Below are 16,832 nucleotides of genomic sequence, written 5' to 3'. Positions count from 1 at the left end.
GAGATGACAACCACCGTTGGAACCCCTGCCGACGTCAAGGTCCACAAGTCGCACGTCCGCACCCTCGTGGGTACCGGCATCGGCAACGCCGTTGAATGGTACGACTGGGCTATTTACGCCACATTCTCGCCCTTCATCGCGAGCGCGTTGTTCAGCGCAGCCGACCCCACCTCTGCCGTGCTGTCCACGCTGGCGATCTTCGCCGTCGGATTCGTAGCCCGGCCGTTTGGCGGGTTCGTGTTCGGCTGGATAGGCGACCGGATTGGACGCAAAACGTCAATGACTGTTGCCGTGGCCCTCGGCGCCATCGGCAGCATGTTGATCGGCATGGCCCCCACATTCGAGTCCGTCGGCGCCTTCGCATCCGTGATGCTCCTGGTGGCCCGCCTCATCCAGGGCCTGGCCCACGGTGGCGAGCTGCCGTCGTCGCAAACGTACCTTTCGGAGATGGCGCCCAAGGAAAAGCGCGGCTTCTGGGCCACCCTCATTTACACCTCCGGCACGGCCGGGATCCTTGCAGGCACGTTGCTCGGCGCCGTCCTGACCGCTGTGCTCAGCAAGGAAGACATGAGCGCGTGGGGTTGGCGCATCCCGTTCCTCATCGGTGGCGCCCTGGGCGTTTATGCCTTGTTCATGCGGGCCAAGATGAAGGAAACCGAGGCGTTCGAGGCCGAGTCGCCCAAGGAAAAACGCGCCCCGATGTGGCCGCAGATCGTGAAGCACCGCAAGCAGGCCCTGCAGGTCATCGGGCTCACCGTGGGCCTCACGGTGGTGTACTACATCTGGGGCGTCGTGGCACCGAGCTACGCAGCGACGGCCCTGAAGATGGACCGCGGTGCTGCATTGTGGGCCGGCGTGATCGCCAATGTGGTGTTCATTGCAGCATTGCCGTTCTGGGGCCGCCTGTCTGACCGGATCGGCCGGAAGCCTGTCCTCATCATGTCCTCAGCCGGCGCCGCGCTGTTCCACTTCCCCATGACCTGGCTGCTGAAGGATTCTCCGTGGCAGCTGACCGTGTCCATGTCCGTGATGCTGTTCTTCATTGCCGGCAGCGCCGCGATCGTCCCCGCCGTCTACGCGGAGCTCTTCCCGACCCACATCCGGACCGTCGGCGTGGGCGTTCCGTACTCGATCTGCGTGGCCGTGTTCGGTGGCACGGCCCCTTACCTGCAGACGTGGCTGGGCACGATCGGCCAGGCGTACCTGTTCAACGTTTACGCGGTGATCCTGCTGCTGGTGGGTATCCTGTTCGCCTTCCTGATCCCCGAAACCAAGGGCAAGGACCTGACCGTCTGACCCCTCCCAACTGAGTCGCAGCAGGGCACGTTTTGAACGTTCAAAACGCGCACTGCTGCGACTCAGTTGGGTTAAACGAAGCGGTCCCGGCCCGCCCTGTATCCGAAGAACGCCGCCAGCAAGCCGACCACCAGGAACAGGACCCCCGCCGCGGCGAAGCCACCCGTTGCCTGGTGGAGTTGGCCAACCATCAGCGTCCCTGTGGAACCCACCCCGTAGCCCACCCCCTGCATCATTCCGGAGAGGTGCGCTGCCGTGTGGGCGTCCCGGGTGCGGAGCATGATCATGGTCAGCGCCACGGCAGTCAGTGACCCTTGGCCGAGCCCGAGCAAACCCGTCCACACCCAAATCAACTCAGTGGGCCCAAAGATGCTCAGGGCGAAGCCGCAGCCCGTCATGAGCGCTACCACCATGTTGATGACCCGTTGGTCCTTGAGCCGGGCAGCGAGCGCCGGGGCGAACAACGACCCCAGCATCTGCAGCACAATCGACACCGAGACGATCAGGCCCGCCGTGCCACCGTCCACACCGCGGTCACGCAGGATCGGCGCCAGCCACGCGAACACGCTGAACGACATCATCGCCTGCAGCACCATGAACGCCGTCACCTGCCACGCCACCGCGGATCGCCACACATTCACCCCGCCCTTGAGGTGCTGGTGCCGTACGGGGTGCTGCCTGATGGCCGGCGGCAGGAAGAGCAAAAGTACGACGGCGGCCGGCACCGCCCAGAACCACAGCGCCGATGTCCAGTGGCCGGTTGCCGTAAAGACCGGATACGTGAACCCCGCTCCGAGTGCTGCAGAGGCACAGATCGCCGTGGTGTACAGGCCGCCCATCAAGCCGAGACGGTGCGGGAAATCCCTCTTCACCACGCCGGGAAGCAGCACGTTGCACAGCGCGATGGCTGCACCGCACGCCGCTGTTCCCACCAGCAAGGCGGGCAGGTGGCCTGCGCCGGGGAGCTCGGCCGGCCTCAGCAGGAGCCCCGCGGTGAGGACGGCCATCGCCCCCAGCAGCACCCTCTCTGCTCCGAACCTTCTCGCCAGGCCGGGTGCCGTAGGTGCGAAGACACCCAGCAACGTCACCGGCACAGTAGTCAGCACCACAACAGACCAACCCGGCAGACCGGCGTCGGACGTTACTTCCGGCAGCACCGCGGAGAAGCTGGAGAAGACGGTCCTCAAGTTGAGGCCGATGAGGATCAGGCAGACCGCAAGATAAGCCAGCGCCCGCTTGCCTTTGAGCTGGGTGGGAGCCGGGGCCGGGTCTTCGTCGATCTCAGCGTCGACGGCGATCTCGGGCAACGGGCGTTTCTCTTCGGACTTCTCTGTGCGCTTCTTGGTTCGGCTCTGTGCGGAGGCAGGCTTCTGGGAGGAGGTCACACGTCCTATTCTGTCAGGGCTGTTTACTGCTGCCTCTGTGGGACCGACTGTGACCCGGTTTTGGACGGCCAAGTATTCTGGAATGGACATGAGTGAGACCCCAGATACCCCACGCCCCATCACCCCCGGCAGCCAAGCTTCCTTTGGCACATACGGCGGCCGTCCGGTCAGCTTTGTGCGTCGAGGTACCCGCCTCCAGGGCCGCCGCCAGGCCGCCTGGGAAGAACATGCCGAACGCTGGGCTGTGCAGGTCCCCCGTCATGTGGCCAACACGTCCGTGCACCCGGACTACGTTTTTGACGCCGAGGCCGTGTTTGGACGCAAGGCCCCCCTGATCGTGGAGATCGGCTCCGGCTTGGGCGATGCAGTGGTCCATGCTGCCGAGCAGAACCCGGATAAGGACTTCCTTGCCGTTGAGGTCTACACCCCGGGCCTGGCCAACACCATCATCAAGATCAACAGCCGCGGGCTGACCAACGTGCGCGTGGTGGAAGCCAACGCACCCGAGGTCCTGGAGTCCATGCTGCCTGCGGGCTCAGTCAGTGAACTCTGGGTATTCTTCCCGGATCCCTGGCACAAGGCCCGGCACCACAAGCGCCGGCTCATCCAGCCGGCTTTCGCATCAGTCGCAGCCAAGGCCCTCAAGAAGGGTGGCTACTGGCGGATTGCCACCGACTGGTCCAACTACGCCATCCACGTCCGCGATGTCCTTGCAGGTTCCACGGAGTTCGAGAACATGCACGAAGGCGAGCGCAGCGGCGAGGAGAGCCCGTTGACGCAAGTCTGGCAGTCCGGCGTCGAATCCGTTGTTGGCGGCGCTCCCGTCAAGGAGGGCCGTGCACCCGTCAGCACCGAGCACACCGGCCCCAACCAGGGCGTGGACGAGGTGGGCGGCTGGGCTCCCCGGTTCGACGGCCGGATCCGCACCAGCTTCGAGAACAAAGCCCACGAGGCCGGGCGCATGATCTTCGACCTCACCTACCGCAAGATCTAGTCCACGGATTCCGGGGGAACCATGAGCTACCAACCACCACTCGAATACCACCAGCAGCCACCCCGATCGGGGACGCGGGGGTTGGGGGCAGGCATCACCAGCATCGTGGCTGCCGTGCTGTCGCCGGTAGCGGCCGTGGTCAGTGTTCCGCTGGGCATCGCTGCGGTAGCTTCTGCCATGAGCCGCTTCAACGAGGGCAACGATGCGTGGTGGATCGGAGCTTTGGCCTTCGCCGCGTTGGCTGTTGCCTTGGCGATTGTGGCCGTGGTCTGCGGACTGATTGCCGTGTTCCGGGCAGGCCGCATGAACGCCGGGAGAATCACGGGCATCGTTGGGCTCTCCATCATGGCGGTCAACGTCTTCGGGGTGGCTTTCATGGTGATCCTGGTACTCGGATCCGGACAAACGGGCTGATATGCCGCAGGTACGCGCAGAACGGTTCATCCGCCTGGATCCGGAGACCACCTTCGCCCTCTCCCAGACCACAGGCGCATTCAGGCTCACATGGGACCCGTTCATCTCGGCACAATCGTTCGTTGACGGCGCCACGAAACCAGGCAAAGGGGTCCGCACGCGCACCGTATCCCGGATGAAGCTGACCATGGTGACCGAGTACGTTTCCTACAATCCCCCACGAAACGTAGGAATGACCATGGTGGCCGGCCCCTGGTTCTTCGGCACCTTCGGAGGCGGGTGGCGGTTCACTCCGGAGCCCGGGGGCACCCGCGCGGTGTGGAAATACACGTTCTCCTGCAGGCCCGGCTGGCTGGCGCCTATCGCCGAGAAAATCGGGACATGGGTGCTGGGCCGCGAAATTGAGCGTCGGATCGAGGCCTTCGCCAGGGCATGCGAGGACCCCGCCCTCGTGGCCGAACTGCAGGCAGCATCACGGCACGGAGATTGACGCCACCGTCTTGTCCGAATCGTCCCTGAGCTCAACACCCGCGATGCCGGTCAGCTGAACAGGAGTGGCGCCGGTGATCTTGATGCGTCCGCTGGGCGTCGCCGTCCACCCGCACGTGCGTTCCTCAGCGCCGTCGCGCCCCTTGACCCACAGGTAGAGCGTCCCTTCCAGCGGCATGCTCCGCCCCTCAACAGCCAACTCCGTGCCCCAGGTCTTCTTGACCATGCCAACCGTCAGCTGCAGGCCATCGCCCGACTGAACGGAATACGTGGCGTCGGGTTTCGGTGGCTGGTTCAGCAAAGGACCCGCCAGGAATCCCAAGGCCAGGCACGCGGCGGCGACAGCCCCAACAACGGCTGCCCACCGCCGTCGTGATTTCCGCCTGCGGGTGGAGAGATCAACCAGGAGCGACGGCGGGACAGTCTCCAACGGCGCCAACGGCTGGCTTCCGCCCGCAACGGTGAGGGCGACTGCATCAGCGGCGGGGACGGCGTCGAGCAACGCGGGAAGGCTTTCGAGCTCCTCCAGCTCGCCGCGGCAGTCCGCGCAAGCGGCGAGGTGGTCCTCGAACGCGCGTGCCTCATCCGGCTCAAGCCCACCCAGCAGGTAGGCGCCCAGCAACTGGTGGACGGAATCGGCGTTCATTTTTCCACCCCCATTTCGTCAAGAATCGTTCGGAGGGCTTTCACTGCATAAAAAGCCCGGGACTTAACAGTGCCCACAGGGATGTTCAGGTGCAGCGCCGCCTCGGTGACCGTGTACCGCTGGTAGTGCAGGGCCACCAGAACTTCACGGTGTTCGTGGCTGAGCCGCAAAAGCGCTTCCTCCATGAGCACACGGTTCAAGAGCTCGTCCACGCGCTCGGTGGCGACGTGGTCCGGAAGTTCGTGCTCCTCTGCCTCCGCGGGCCTGCGCTGGGCCTTCCGGTAGTTGTCGATGATCACGTTCCTCGCGGTCCTGAAAAGATAACTCCGCAGGCTTCCCGTGATGTGCGGGGCGTGCTGCCACACTTTCAGGATGGTTTCCTGCACAACGTCGTCAGCCAGGTGCGCATCCGGGGTGCAACTGAGCACAAAGCGCTTCAGGGCCGTGCCGTGGTCGCGGTAGATCGCTGCCACCACGTCCTCGTCCAACGGCATAGCCACCTCCTTCGCTCCCACCCCATACGACGCCTTTTCCAGGCACACGGTTCACCATGAACCATTCTTCCCCCGGCGGCGTCTTAGGGTTAGCGCCGGCCCACTCCGGCCGGCCCGTCAAGGGAGCCAGTGATGAAGAATAGATTCAGCTTTGGACTTGGTGCTGTGGTCCTCGCGGTGGCCTTGGGAGGATGCGCCGGCAGTCCGGGCACCTCCACGTCCTCTGCACCGCCGGCGTCGTCATCCGTGTCCGCTCCCAGCACAGCAGAGGCAGACGCGGAGATGAAGGTGGCGTCCTCCAGCGCCGGCCCGATCGTGGTGGATAGCAAAGGAATGAGCCTCTACTTCTTCACGAAGGACGTCAAGGACTCCGGCAAGAGCGCCTGCGTGGATGCATGCCTTGCCGCGTGGCCCGTATTTACGACGACGGCGGACGCGCCCAAGGTTGATGGCGTCACCGGCACTGTGGGAACCATCGCCACGCCCGACGGGAAGAAGCAGGTCACGCTGAACGGCATGCCCCTGTACTACTACGCCCAGGACAAGGCCCCCGGTGACGTTAGAGGCCAGGGTGTGAACAACGTCTGGTACCTGGTGAGCCCCGGCGGAGAGATGATCAAGGGCGCTGCTGGTTCGGGCTACTGAGTGGGCCCCTCGTCCGTTGCCGATCGCCGAGTTCGCCTAGTGCCGAGTTCGCGGGAAGCGTGCCGAACCGCTGCAAGCTTCCCTGCGCCTATGCACGTTTCCCACGAACCGCTGCGACCATCCCCCTTACCTGGGCGACCTGAGCGCTCGAAGGATTCGTTCTTTGAAGGTCCCCTCTTGGAACAGGTCCTTCCACTCGATCCGGATGAACCTCCAGCCGTCCTCCATGAGCGCCTTCTCGCGTCGCCTTTCTTCAAAGATGACCTCGTCGGTTGGTTTGTAGTCGAAATACTTGGTTTTCCCGTCGAATTCCAAGGCCAGTTTTTCTTCCTCCCACGCGAAGTCCAAGCGGTGGCTTCCTACCCGGGTCTTCACGCGGAATTGGGGTTCCGGTGGTTTGATGCGTAACCGCTGCATCAACTCCCGGCTCAGCGTCTCGCCTGCGGATTCGGACCGAGGATCGGCATTCTCAAGGGCCTTGCGAAAAATACGGATCCCGCGCTTTCCCGCGGACGCTGCGCCCATTGAGGCGAGCACACTCCGATCTGCCCCAAGCCGCAGACCATGGTCCATGATGACCAACGCCTTCGGATAGCTGAGCATCCTGGCACAGTCGAACATTGTGCGCTCAAGCGACGTGACCCGCAGGCCTCTCACCGTCACGATCTCAGTCTCGGCCAGCGCTTCAGTATGACCCCGGACATCCTTGCCCCATCGACCCGAGGACGGTCGAACCGGGTGCAGGACGTGGACTTTTTGGTCCACACCCCACAAGAACAGGCCATGGAGTCGTGCCGCCGATAGATGGCTGTAGACCAAACCGCCCGTCGAAGTCGTCAGGGTTCCGTGAGCATGGGCCATGATCCGCGCAAGGGCCTGACTTCGTGGTCCCATGGAGTCCCACTTGCCGGCGCTCATGTAGCATCCGTACCGCATTCGACGCAGCTCGCCTGAATCCAAGAGGTACTTGATGCTTCGGCTGTTGTAGCCCAGGCGAAGCAGCTCGTCCGTGCGCCACATGTAGCCTCGTTGAGGTGCGGCGCGGAGGGTCGACCGAGTGGTCACACTTGATGTTGGTTGCATCGCTTCAGCATCGCCGGGCCTCCAAGTCGACAGTAGGCCTGGTCGTCGCTATGTGGAAAGTACACGCCAACGGTGCGAATACCCCCGCAAACTTACAGCGTCTGAGCATCGTTCCCGCGAACCCGGCGGGATGCACCAAAGCTGCGGGAACGACGCCGAGCTCCGCCGCACGCTTTACCTATCGCCCACCTGCGGCTCCCGAGATCGCCGGAAGCCTGCCGCCGCGCCCCAAGCTTCCATGCGAACCCACAGCGTTCCCGCGAACCCGGCGGCTCAAATTTGGGAGCCGCAGCAGGCTGACTAAGATTGGGCAGATAACCTCCTTCCGAAAGTAGTCGCCTGCATGCCATCCCACCCCGATGACAATTGGGAACTGGCCATACAAACACCTGCCATTAACGACCGCTCCCTCGCGGCGGGGCTGGCCTATGCCATGGGAAGCCGGGTCAACGGGATTACCTTCGACTCAGCCACCGGGCTCCTCCTCGGCAAAGTCCGCGGCAACGGAGTGCAGCCCTACTCCACGTCGGCAAAGCTGGTGCGAAAACCGAGCGGCTGGAGCTGCACCGTGGGCATCTGCAGCTGCCCGGTCCGGAAGGATTGCAAGCACGTCGCAGCCCTGCTCTTCACGGCGGAGGACCACCCCACCATTCGGGCCCAGCTCCTTGCCCAGTCCCCCGGGATGCAAACGGCGAACCCAAGCCAGGCCACCAGCCGTCCCGCATGGGAACTTGCCCTCAACAGGCTGATCACCAAGCCTGGAGCACCCGCCAACCCCGCCGGTATCCAGCTCGCTTTGCAGTTCGAAGTGGAAGAACCTGCCGCGCACTTCTCCTACACAGGCCGCCGCGACCCTGCAAGGAGCGTAAGGCAACTCAAGGCCCGCCCCATGATGATGGGTGCGAAGGGCAAATGGATCCGCGGCGACGTATCGTGGAACAACCTCAGCTACATCAGTTTCCGCCGCGAATTCAACGAGGCCCAGGTGGAATGGCTGCAAACCTTCATGGCAGCCCACGGTTCCCCCAGCGGGCGGCACCAGCCCTCCGGCGCAATGTGGCTCAGTCTGAACGACTTCGCCGGCAAGAACCTCTGGTCACTCCTTGAAGAAGCCAGGAAAGCCGGAATTCCGCTCATCCACACCGCTGGTACTGAACCCGTTCACGTGGAGTCCCAACCCGCCGTCGTGGGTTTGAGCCTGGCCAGGACAGGAACCGAAGGTACCACTGACGGAAAGCCCGACGGCGGCCTGCGGCTGTCGCCGTCAGTCACCGTTGATGGGGAAGCCGTTGATCCGGCCACTGTTGGCTTTGTGGGAAAGCCGGCCAACGGGATCTTCTATACGCAATCCGGCGCCGACACTCTGCCCGGGGCGCCGCAGCAGAAGAACCTGATCACCCTTGCGCCGCTTGAGGGAAGCCTCAGCGATGAATTGCTGGAGTTCGTGACCGAGGGTTCCACGTTGGAGATTCCGGCCGAGGACGAGGGCCGCTTCCTCACGTCTTTCTACCCCAAGCTCCGGCAGTCCACGCCGGTTCAGGCAGCCGACGAATCGGTGGAGCTGCCCACGCTTGCCGTGCCGATGTTGTCCCTGCTGGCCAACTACGGCAACGACCACAAGGTCCGGCTGCACTGGGAGTGGCACTACACGTCGGGAACCTTGGTGACGGCCCAACCCCTCTGGCGGCACCCGGACGATCGCGGCTACCGGGACGACGCGGCGGAGGCACGCATCCTCGAGTCGCTGGGGCACCCGTGGGAGATCGTCCCTGCCCTCGCTGAATCCTCAACAGGGGGTTGGGGTGCGCCCCGGCTCACCGCTACCGCTGAGCTGAGTGGCCTGGACACCCTGGCGTTCACCGAAGAGGTGCTGCCTGCACTCAGGCAACTACCCGACGTCGTGGTGGAAACCTCCGGTGACATTGCCGATTACCGGGAGGCCGAAGAAGCGCCTGTCGTGTCAATCTCCACCAAGGAGACCGCGAGCGGAGACTGGTTCGACCTCGGGATCGTCATCACGCTCGAGGGTGAACCGGTATCCTTCGCCGCCGTTTTCTCGGCGCTCGCTGCCGGGCAGACCCGCATGCTGCTGCCCAGCGGCGCACACTTTTCCCTCGATCTGCCCGAGCTCCACCAGCTCCGCGAGCTCATCGACGAGGCCCGTTCGTTGCAGGACAACCCGGACAACAAAGACGGAACCCTGCAGATCAGCCGCTTCCAGGTAGGGCTGTGGGACGAACTCGCACAGCTTGGAATCGTGGACGAACAAGCGGCTGCGTGGCGTGAGTCCGTTGGTGGACTGCTCGACGACGGCGTCACCGGACTGCCGCTGCCGGCCGGCCTTAACGCTGAGCTGCGACCGTATCAGCTGGAAGGGTTCAACTGGCTGAGCTTCCTTTACAAGCACAGCCTGGGCGGCGTCCTCGCCGATGACATGGGCCTCGGCAAAACCGTCCAGGCGCTGGCGCTGATCTGCGCGGCGCAGGAACTGGCTGCTTCCGAAGGCAGGGACAGGGCCCCGTTCCTGGTGGTCGCACCAACGAGCGTCGTCAGCAACTGGGCCTTGGAAGCTCAGAGGTTCGCACCCGGCCTGACGGTTCGGACGGTTTCGGAAACCTTTGCCAAGAGTGGCCTGTTGCCGTCGGAGGCTTTGGCGGGTGCCGACGTCGTTATTACCTCCTATGCGCTGTTCCGCATCGATTACGAGGCCTACGCGTACTTCCAATGGGCCGGGCTCATGCTGGACGAGGCCCAATTCGTGAAGAACCACCAGTCCAAGGCCTACCAGTGCGCACGCAAGCTGCCTGCGCGCTTCAAGCTGGCCATCACGGGCACCCCGTTGGAGAACAACCTGATGGAGTTTTGGGCCCTGACGTCGATCGTTGCGCCGGGGTTGTTCCCCAGTCCCAAGAGGTTCGCCGAGAACTACCAGAAGCCGGTGGAGAAGAACGGCGACTCGGCGCAACTGGGCAAGCTCCGGCGTCGGGTCCGTCCGCTCATGATGCGGCGCACCAAAGAGCAGGTTATCCAGGACCTTCCGCCAAAGCAGGAGCAGGTGCTGGAGGTGGTGCTCAACCCGCGCCACCAAAAGGTCTACCAAACCCATTTGCAGCGGGAGCGGCAGAAGATCCTCGGCTTGATCGACGACGTGAACAAGAACCGCTTCACGATCTTCCAGTCGCTGACGTTGCTTCGGCAGCTCAGCCTGGACGCCTCACTGGTGGACTCCTCCATGTCCGCTGTGCGGTCGTCCAAGCTGGATGTCCTGTTCGAACAGCTCGAGGACATCATCTCCGAGGGCCACAGGACGCTGATCTTCAGCCAGTTCACCGGGTTCCTGAGCAAGGTTCGGGAACGCATGGACGCCGAAGGCATTGAATACTGCTACCTCGACGGCAGCACCCGCAACCGCGGGGACGTGGTCAGCAAGTTCAAGAACGGTACCGCTCCTGTCTTCCTGATCTCGCTGAAGGCCGGTGGATTCGGCCTCAACCTGACCGAGGCGGACTACGTTTTCCTTCTGGATCCGTGGTGGAATCCGGCATCCGAAGCCCAAGCCGTGGACCGCACGCACCGGATCGGCCAAGCCAGGAACGTGATGGTTTACCGGCTGGTGGCCAAGGACACCATCGAGGAAAAGGTCATGGCGTTGAAGGCCAAGAAGTCGCAACTTTTCGCGGACGTGATGGAAGGTGACGCCCTGGCCGGCGGCTCGTTGACGGCTGAGGACCTCGCTGCGCTGTTTGCGGAATAACTCCCAACTGACTGGCATTAGCGGTTGTTCCCAGCCCTTTTGGCAACCACTACTGCCAGTCAGATGTCCGGGCGCCCTACCTTCCGAACCGCGATGATCTCCACGGCCTGCTCCGCATCGAAGAAGCGTTTCCCGACGTCATCGACGTAGACCCAAACCCCGCTGCCGTCGGACATGCCATCCAACACAAGCCCACCCAGTGTTTCCCCGTCTTGCATGGTCACCTCCACCTCATCGCAGGGCAGGAGGTACTCCCACCCTTTTGTAGAGCGAGCCGGTAGAGCGTTCGGATCCATAGTGATGAAGACAGTGTTTCTTTTCTTGGTCAACAGGTCCCCCTTTTTCGCCTACTTTGCAGTGACGGGAGTGGGGGAAACATGACGCGTCAGTCGTCCAGGCGCACTCCGCGCAGCAGGATCATCGTCCCTCCCACCGCGACGGCCGATGCCAGGAACACTCCGGAGGCGCCCAAGCCCACAGCCACCACTCCGATGGCACTTGGCAGGACAACTTGCCCCACCCTGTTCCCCGCCAGTCGCAGGGCCAGTGCCCTCCCGCGTTGCCCTTCCGGAGCCTGCGCGGACAGCCAGGACATGGTGAGCGGCTGGCCGATTCCCAGCCCCAAACCTAGGAACGCCATGACCACGAAGAGCAACCACTCCGGCATGGGGATCGCCGCCACAGCCAAGGCGACCGTCGAAACAGCGAGACTAAGAACAAGGAGTTTCAGCCGCCCGAGCCTGCGGGACACCCGTCCCAGGCCGAGCCTGGAAACCATGGAAAAGACTGCCCGGACGGTGAGCATCAGACCCACTGTGGCCGCGGTGAGTCCGCGCTCGGCACCCAGTGCGGGGAGGTAGACCACGGTGAGGTCGACGACGGCCAGCACCGTTGCGCTGGTGGCCAGCGCCCGCGCCACGCCTGGCACGCGCAGCAGGGAGAAGGCGCTTCCGCGGGGAGCTCCGCCGCTGCGGGTGGCCCGCATTCCACCACTGACCCGTGATGAGACCAGGAACGTCGTCCCGAACAGCACGAGCCCCATGCCGGCGGCCAAGAGGAAGATCGAGTGGGTGTCGGGCCGCACTGATTGACCTCCGACCAACGAGATAGCCAGCGGCCCCAAGGCCTGGCCCAACGACGCTGCGAAGGTCAGGTAACCGAAAGCAGAGTCAAGACGGGACGAGGCAGCGTTATTCGCCACCACGGCTTGCTGCCCCACCACGCACGCAAGCTGGCCCGCACCCAGGAGCGCTGTTCCCGCGATCAGCGCAGCCACGGACGACCCCCACAGCAGCAGGAACACCGAGCAGGAAAGCACGACGGCGGAGCCCGCGGCCATCAGCCGACGCTCGCCAAGGCGGTCCACCAGATTTCCGATGGGAAGGGCCAGCAACAACGGAAAGACTGCGTAACTGGCGGCCAGCACACCGAGCGCGAAGGCGGGAACGTCGAGTTCCAGGGCCCGGTATGTTGCAGCCGGCCTCACCAGGAAAGTGATGGCCTGAATCAGCGCCGAGTGAAGGAGGAGAGCAGTTGACGAGCGCCGCCCCAGTTCGCCGATCATTCGGCGTCGAGACCCTTGTCTGCGATGACGCGCAGAGTCTCGTCACGGGCTCCAATGACGTGATCAAAGGCTAGCTTCGCCGCGCGCTCCGGGTCCTTGGCCGCCAAGGCTTCCACCAGTGCCCGGTGGTCCGCCAAGGCCTCCTCCCGACGTTCCGGTGAGTTGTTGGTGAAGTACCGGTACCGCTCAACTTGGCTGGCAATCTGCTCGTGGAATCGAAGTGCCCAGGAGTTGCCGGCGATGTCTGCGATGGTGGCATGGAGGGTCACTCCATGCCTCATGGCCTCGTCCGCGAATCCGACCATGGCTGCGTTTCGGTCCAGGATTCCCCGTAGTTTTTCGATGTGTTCGGTGGTGGCCTTGGCGCAGGCTTCGCGGGCCATCAATGACTCAAGGGCAGCCCTGACGTCATACAGCTCGGAGACCGCCTTCTCATCAAGCAACGGAACCAGGACGCCGCCAGTTGGCTGTTGCTCAAGAAGGCTCTCCGAAATGAGTCTCCTGATCGCTTCTCTCAGTGGGGTCCGGCTGACCTGCATTGCTGCAGCCATCGCGGGCTCGAAGATTCGGGTTCCGGGCTTCAATTCCAGATCGAGGATCTGCCGCTTTAGCTCGGTGTAAACGAGGTTCGCCCCGGTGTTCCGAAGCCGTGATTCTGCCATGCTGCCGCCCAAGTAGGAGTGAAGTGTACTTGTATACATCTATACATAGCTTCTGCCGTGGATCAAAAAGAGTGCCTAAATGAGCGCTTATTCGCATTTAAACTGTAAAATGCGAATAACAGGCATCTAAATCACTGTTAGGAGGGGTGATGGGAGGTTGGCCAGCGCACGGGAGGCGCGTCATGCCGTGGAAATCTTCCGGGCGTCCGCCCCGCGAAGACAGGATGTTTACCGAAGTTGAGGTATCGCTTCCTCCGCACATTGCGAATCTGGGGTTCGAGCCGAGCCGGGAGACCGTTCTAGCTCTCGAAGAGGCAGCCGCTGCCATTGCATCGCTGGATGTCACGGCAGGGTCCCGCATGGCGGCAATCAGCGACTTCCTCCTGCGGAGTGAGGCAGTGTCCTCGTCGAAGATCGAACACGTCGACGCGAATCGCAACGACTACGCGCGGGCACTAGTCGGTCTGAAAGCATCCGATCAGGCCAAGTCGATGGTAGCCGCCGCCGAGGCTGTGCAGAGCATGATCAACGACGCCGGGGTAGCAGGTGAAGTCCGGATGGAGTCGCTTCTCAAAGCACACAGGACATTGATGAAGGATGACCCGCTGGACGGACACAACGCCGGCTCATTCCGCGAGGTGCAGAACTGGATCGGGGGCAGCGATTATTCCCCGCGAGGAGCAGTCCATGTTCCTCCCCCACCCGGGATGGTCCGGGAACTCATGGACGACCTCATGGCCTTCTGTCAGCGCAAAGACATCCCGATCATGGCACAGGCAGCCATTGCGCATGCACATTTTGAATCCATCCACCCGTTTACTGACGGCAACGGCCGCATCGGCAGGGCCCTGATTGGGGCCGTCTCGCGTCGACGGGGACTAACCAGGAACACTGTGACCCCAGTTGCCTCCGCAATGGTGGCTGACGTCGAAACCTACTTCGCGTTATTGAACAACTACCGCGACGGGGATGTCGATCCTTTCGTGCTCTATCTAGCGAAGTCGTCAGTTCGAGCTGCGGATGCTGCGCGCGAATCAGTTACCGCACTGGACGCGCTGCCTGCAGCATGGACAGAGGTCGTTCGTCCCCGCAAGGGGTCGGCCGACGAAAGGATTCTGACTTGGCTCTTGGAACGCCCTGTCTTTGAGGCGCACAGTGCCGCGTATGCCGCGGGGATCGACGAGCGCTCTGTTTATAGGGTCCTTGACCGGCTGACAGACGCCGGAGTACTCTCCCTGATCACGCAGTCCCAGCGAAATCGCGCTTGGGCGGCAACGGAAGTCTTGGACGAGGTCGACCGGCTCAACCGTCGTCTGGCAAATCGCGATTATTGAGTACCTCAGCCCCGCACCCACCGGTACGGAGTGGTGGTCGAGACTTTGATCAAACCCGAACGCTCCAGGATCGGACGTGAAAACTCCGTCGAGTCGCTGTTGATGAGCGACTTTCCACGAGCAAGGGCCGACTGTGCACGTCGGGCAGTGAGGGCCCGGTAAATCCCGCGGCCTCGCCACTCCGGGAGGGTGGCTCCGCCCCAGATTCCGGCAAAGTCCGTACCCGGAACGGGTTCCAACCGTCCGGCGCTGACCATCCGGCCCTCGGCTTCAGCGACCCACAGCTCGATGCTGTCGTCCAAAGAAAGGCGGTGCAGCAGTTCGTCGGCTCGTTCCTTCGACACCGGTCCCCCGAAAACTCCATCCTGCATGGCGCTCATGGCCCGAACGTCAGGTTCGTCAACTACGCGACGCAACCTCACGCCGTCGGGCACTGGCACCTCCGCATTGAGCGTCCGTGCCTCCCCGATCATGATCGATTCGGGCTCGTCAGCCGTAAAACCGTTGGCGAGCAGGGCATCATGCAGTCCCGGGGCATGATCGTGTCCCCTGGATTTCCACTCAACGTTGGTGATGTGAGGCTGGCTCCTGAAGAAGTTGAGTGCCTCGGCCACTAAGGCCTGGATGCCTTGGTGATCCGCCCCGCCCAGATTACGGTACGTAATGAAGCCGCGGCCACCCACGAAAGCAGCGAGTAGAAGGGGGCCGTGTCCATGGACAGTCAGCGCACCCGGTATCTCCGCCTCCGTGCGGAGCTGGGCGTCGTAGGCTTCGAGGAAACGTGCTGCTGCCTGGCTCATCGGGAAAGCCTACCCACAAAAAACGCTCTCTCACTTATGGCCCCGATTCGGCGTTTCCTCTGTCATCGAGTGAGAGAGGAAACGCGAAAAGGGGCCGTTATGTGAGAGAGCGTCCGGAAGGGGTGCCGGCTACTGGGCGCCGCGGCAGAGTTCGCCGTACTTGGTGCCGGCTTCCTGGTAGGCGGTGGTCAGCTCGCCGAGCTTGGCTTCATCGGGATCGGACTTGGCCTGCTCGTCGAGGAAATCCAGGATGGAGGTCACCACGGGCTTCATCTCGTCGGAAGCCACGGCCTGGATGGGACGGATGGCGTTGGCCACGCGGTTGGTTGCCGTCTTGTTCGATTCCTGGGTGAGCCCGGAAGCGGCGGCGGCCATCCTGTCGCATGTCTGCGCGGTGGTCAGCTGCGGTGCTGAGCAGGCGGAGGCCGAGGCAAGCAGCCCGGCAGCGATCAGGACAGTGGTGAGTTTCTTCATGATTCCCTCAATGGTCGACGTCCCTTCGATTGTAATCAGAGCCCCGCAATGCCTGCGCATCGGGACAACTTAGAGACCTGACCGGTGCTGCCCTAGGCTGGGTGGCATGGCGATCATTCACAAGGCAACCCTGTCCCCCAGCAAGCTCGAGCTCATCGCTGACTACCTGCCGAAGCAGCCGTGGTTCATCCAGGAGGGCGAACCGGAGCTGGTGGGCGCCTACCGCTTTGACGATCCCGCCGGTGAAGTCGGAATCGAAACCCACGTCGTCTCAGCCGGCGACCGCATTTACCAGGTTCCCCTCAGCTACCGCGGCTACGAGCTGGCCGGTGCGAACGACTGGCTGATCGGCACCATGGACCACTCCGTCCTTGGGAAGCGCTGGGTCTACGACGCCTGCGCCGACCCCGTCTACATCAAAGCGCTGGCCACTGCCATCCTCACCGGGCAGAAAGAGGCCGAACAGTTCGTGGACGGCGAGTCCCAGCCCCGCCCGAGCACAGTTTCGGTACAAGGAACGGGAATGCTCGACGGCGGCCTGCCCGCCTTGAGCGCTTCGGCGCCGGTATCGGGAAGCGGTGTGACCATCATTGACGCGGGAAGCCTCCGCCTGAAAGTAAACCGCGTAGTGGAAGTCGCCGTCGATGCCGCTGTCAACACTGCCGCGGCACCGGAACTGCACACCGAGCTGGCCCTCACAGGAACCTGGGAAGGGCTTGAAAACCCGGTCGAGCTGGCTTCGGTAATCCGCGACTAAGCTGCGCGGGCAGAGTCGCCTGTTCCTGAAGGAGCTGGCGG

At 63.2% G+C, this 16,832-nt stretch carries 17 protein-coding genes; 8 read left to right on the top strand and 9 right to left on the bottom strand.

What is annotated here, in order from left to right; genetic code table 11:
• Positions 1 to 3 precede the first annotated feature (3 nt).
• Positions 4 to 1,296 carry an MFS transporter gene (locus HMI59_RS03270; RefSeq protein WP_193592780.1) on the top strand — a complete coding sequence of 431 codons (1,293 nt, stop codon included), beginning with the start codon at positions 4 to 6 and terminating at the stop codon, positions 1,294 to 1,296.
• A gap of 71 nt (positions 1,297 to 1,367) precedes the next feature.
• On the opposite strand, the gene HMI59_RS03265 is transcribed toward HMI59_RS03270, so the two are convergent.
• Positions 1,368 to 2,603: an MFS transporter gene (locus tag HMI59_RS03265; protein ID WP_227471612.1), complete on the bottom strand. Its 1,236-nt coding sequence runs from the start codon at positions 2,601 to 2,603 to the stop codon at positions 1,368 to 1,370.
• Positions 2,604 to 2,769: 166 nt separating this feature from the next.
• Here HMI59_RS03265 and trmB point away from each other — a divergent pair, with 166 nt between their 5' ends.
• The 3 genes from trmB to HMI59_RS03250 are packed head-to-tail and all read left to right on the top strand — an operon-like array spanning position 2,770 to position 4,579.
• The gene (trmB, locus tag HMI59_RS03260) at positions 2,770 to 3,675 is read left to right on the top strand and encodes a tRNA (guanosine(46)-N7)-methyltransferase TrmB (protein ID WP_179012931.1); all 906 of its coding nucleotides are present in this window, start codon (positions 2,770 to 2,772) and stop codon (positions 3,673 to 3,675) included.
• A 21-nt stretch (positions 3,676 to 3,696) separates the two neighbouring features.
• Entirely contained in the window at positions 3,697 to 4,089 is a 393-nt protein-coding gene (locus HMI59_RS03255) for a hypothetical protein (RefSeq protein ID WP_193592778.1), read from the top strand.
• Between the two features lies 1 nt (position 4,090).
• Positions 4,091 to 4,579, top strand: a complete 489-nt coding sequence (locus HMI59_RS03250) for a type II toxin-antitoxin system RatA family toxin (RefSeq protein ID WP_021472831.1) — start codon at positions 4,091 to 4,093, stop codon at positions 4,577 to 4,579.
• On the opposite strand, the gene HMI59_RS03245 is transcribed toward HMI59_RS03250, so the two are convergent.
• Entirely contained in the window at positions 4,562 to 5,224 is a 663-nt protein-coding gene (locus HMI59_RS03245) for an anti-sigma factor (protein WP_179012930.1), read from the bottom strand. The genes HMI59_RS03250 and HMI59_RS03245 overlap by 18 nt on opposite strands.
• On the bottom strand, positions 5,221 to 5,718 hold the full coding sequence (locus HMI59_RS03240) for a sigma-70 family RNA polymerase sigma factor (RefSeq protein WP_021472833.1): 498 nt from the start codon (positions 5,716 to 5,718) through the stop codon (positions 5,221 to 5,223). The genes HMI59_RS03245 and HMI59_RS03240 overlap by 4 nt, the downstream gene beginning before the upstream one ends.
• 132 nt (positions 5,719 to 5,850) lie before the next feature.
• Here HMI59_RS03240 and HMI59_RS03235 point away from each other — a divergent pair, with 132 nt between their 5' ends.
• Positions 5,851 to 6,363, top strand: a complete 513-nt coding sequence (locus tag HMI59_RS03235) for a hypothetical protein (RefSeq protein WP_193592777.1) — start codon at positions 5,851 to 5,853, stop codon at positions 6,361 to 6,363.
• Between the two features lie 126 nt (positions 6,364 to 6,489).
• Here the strand turns inward: HMI59_RS03235 and HMI59_RS03230 are convergent, their stop codons facing one another.
• The gene (locus HMI59_RS03230) at positions 6,490 to 7,446 is read right to left on the bottom strand and encodes a type IV toxin-antitoxin system AbiEi family antitoxin domain-containing protein (protein WP_193592776.1); all 957 of its coding nucleotides are present in this window, start codon (positions 7,444 to 7,446) and stop codon (positions 6,490 to 6,492) included.
• Between the two features lie 343 nt (positions 7,447 to 7,789).
• On the opposite strand from HMI59_RS03230, the gene HMI59_RS03225 reads away from it, so the two are divergent.
• Positions 7,790 to 11,200 (top strand): DEAD/DEAH box helicase, encoded by a 3,411-nt coding sequence (locus HMI59_RS03225; RefSeq protein WP_193592775.1) that lies wholly within the window; start codon positions 7,790 to 7,792, stop codon positions 11,198 to 11,200.
• 59 nt (positions 11,201 to 11,259) lie between these two features.
• On the opposite strand, the gene HMI59_RS03220 is transcribed toward HMI59_RS03225, so the two are convergent.
• The 3 genes from HMI59_RS03220 to HMI59_RS03210 all read right to left on the bottom strand — a co-directional run bounded on the left by HMI59_RS03220 (position 11,260) and on the right by HMI59_RS03210 (position 13,426).
• On the bottom strand, positions 11,260 to 11,424 hold the full coding sequence (locus HMI59_RS03220) for a hypothetical protein (RefSeq protein WP_227471522.1): 165 nt from the start codon (positions 11,422 to 11,424) through the stop codon (positions 11,260 to 11,262).
• Between the two features lie 161 nt (positions 11,425 to 11,585).
• On the bottom strand, positions 11,586 to 12,764 hold the full coding sequence (locus HMI59_RS03215; RefSeq protein WP_193592774.1) for an MFS transporter: 1,179 nt from the start codon (positions 12,762 to 12,764) through the stop codon (positions 11,586 to 11,588).
• Positions 12,761 to 13,426, bottom strand: coding sequence for a GntR family transcriptional regulator (locus tag HMI59_RS03210; protein ID WP_193592773.1), 666 nt, complete (start codon positions 13,424 to 13,426; stop codon positions 12,761 to 12,763). Before HMI59_RS03210 ends, HMI59_RS03215 begins: the two co-directional genes overlap by 4 nt.
• Positions 13,427 to 13,608: 182 nt before the next feature.
• Here HMI59_RS03210 and HMI59_RS03205 point away from each other — a divergent pair, with 182 nt between their 5' ends.
• On the top strand, positions 13,609 to 14,760 hold the full coding sequence (locus HMI59_RS03205) for a Fic family protein (protein ID WP_043427194.1): 1,152 nt from the start codon (positions 13,609 to 13,611) through the stop codon (positions 14,758 to 14,760).
• Between the two features lie 5 nt (positions 14,761 to 14,765).
• Here HMI59_RS03205 and HMI59_RS03200 read toward each other — a convergent pair whose 3' ends face one another.
• Together HMI59_RS03200 and HMI59_RS03195 are read right to left on the bottom strand one after the other, a co-directional pair.
• Positions 14,766 to 15,560: a GNAT family N-acetyltransferase gene (locus HMI59_RS03200; RefSeq protein ID WP_193592772.1), complete on the bottom strand. Its 795-nt coding sequence runs from the start codon at positions 15,558 to 15,560 to the stop codon at positions 14,766 to 14,768.
• Between the two features lie 129 nt (positions 15,561 to 15,689).
• Positions 15,690 to 16,034 (bottom strand): hypothetical protein, encoded by a 345-nt coding sequence (locus HMI59_RS03195; RefSeq protein WP_193592771.1) that lies wholly within the window; start codon positions 16,032 to 16,034, stop codon positions 15,690 to 15,692.
• A 106-nt stretch (positions 16,035 to 16,140) separates the two neighbouring features.
• Here HMI59_RS03195 and HMI59_RS03190 point away from each other — a divergent pair, with 106 nt between their 5' ends.
• Positions 16,141 to 16,791, top strand: a complete 651-nt coding sequence (locus HMI59_RS03190; RefSeq protein WP_021472842.1) for a hypothetical protein — start codon at positions 16,141 to 16,143, stop codon at positions 16,789 to 16,791.
• The last annotated feature ends 41 nt before the right edge of the window (positions 16,792 to 16,832 follow it).

Source organism: Paenarthrobacter sp. YJN-5, from assembly GCF_015040095.1.
In the GTDB taxonomy this organism is placed as follows: Bacteria; Actinomycetota; Actinomycetes; order Actinomycetales; family Micrococcaceae; genus Arthrobacter; species Arthrobacter ureafaciens.
This window is presented reverse-complemented; position numbering and strand designations above follow the sequence as displayed.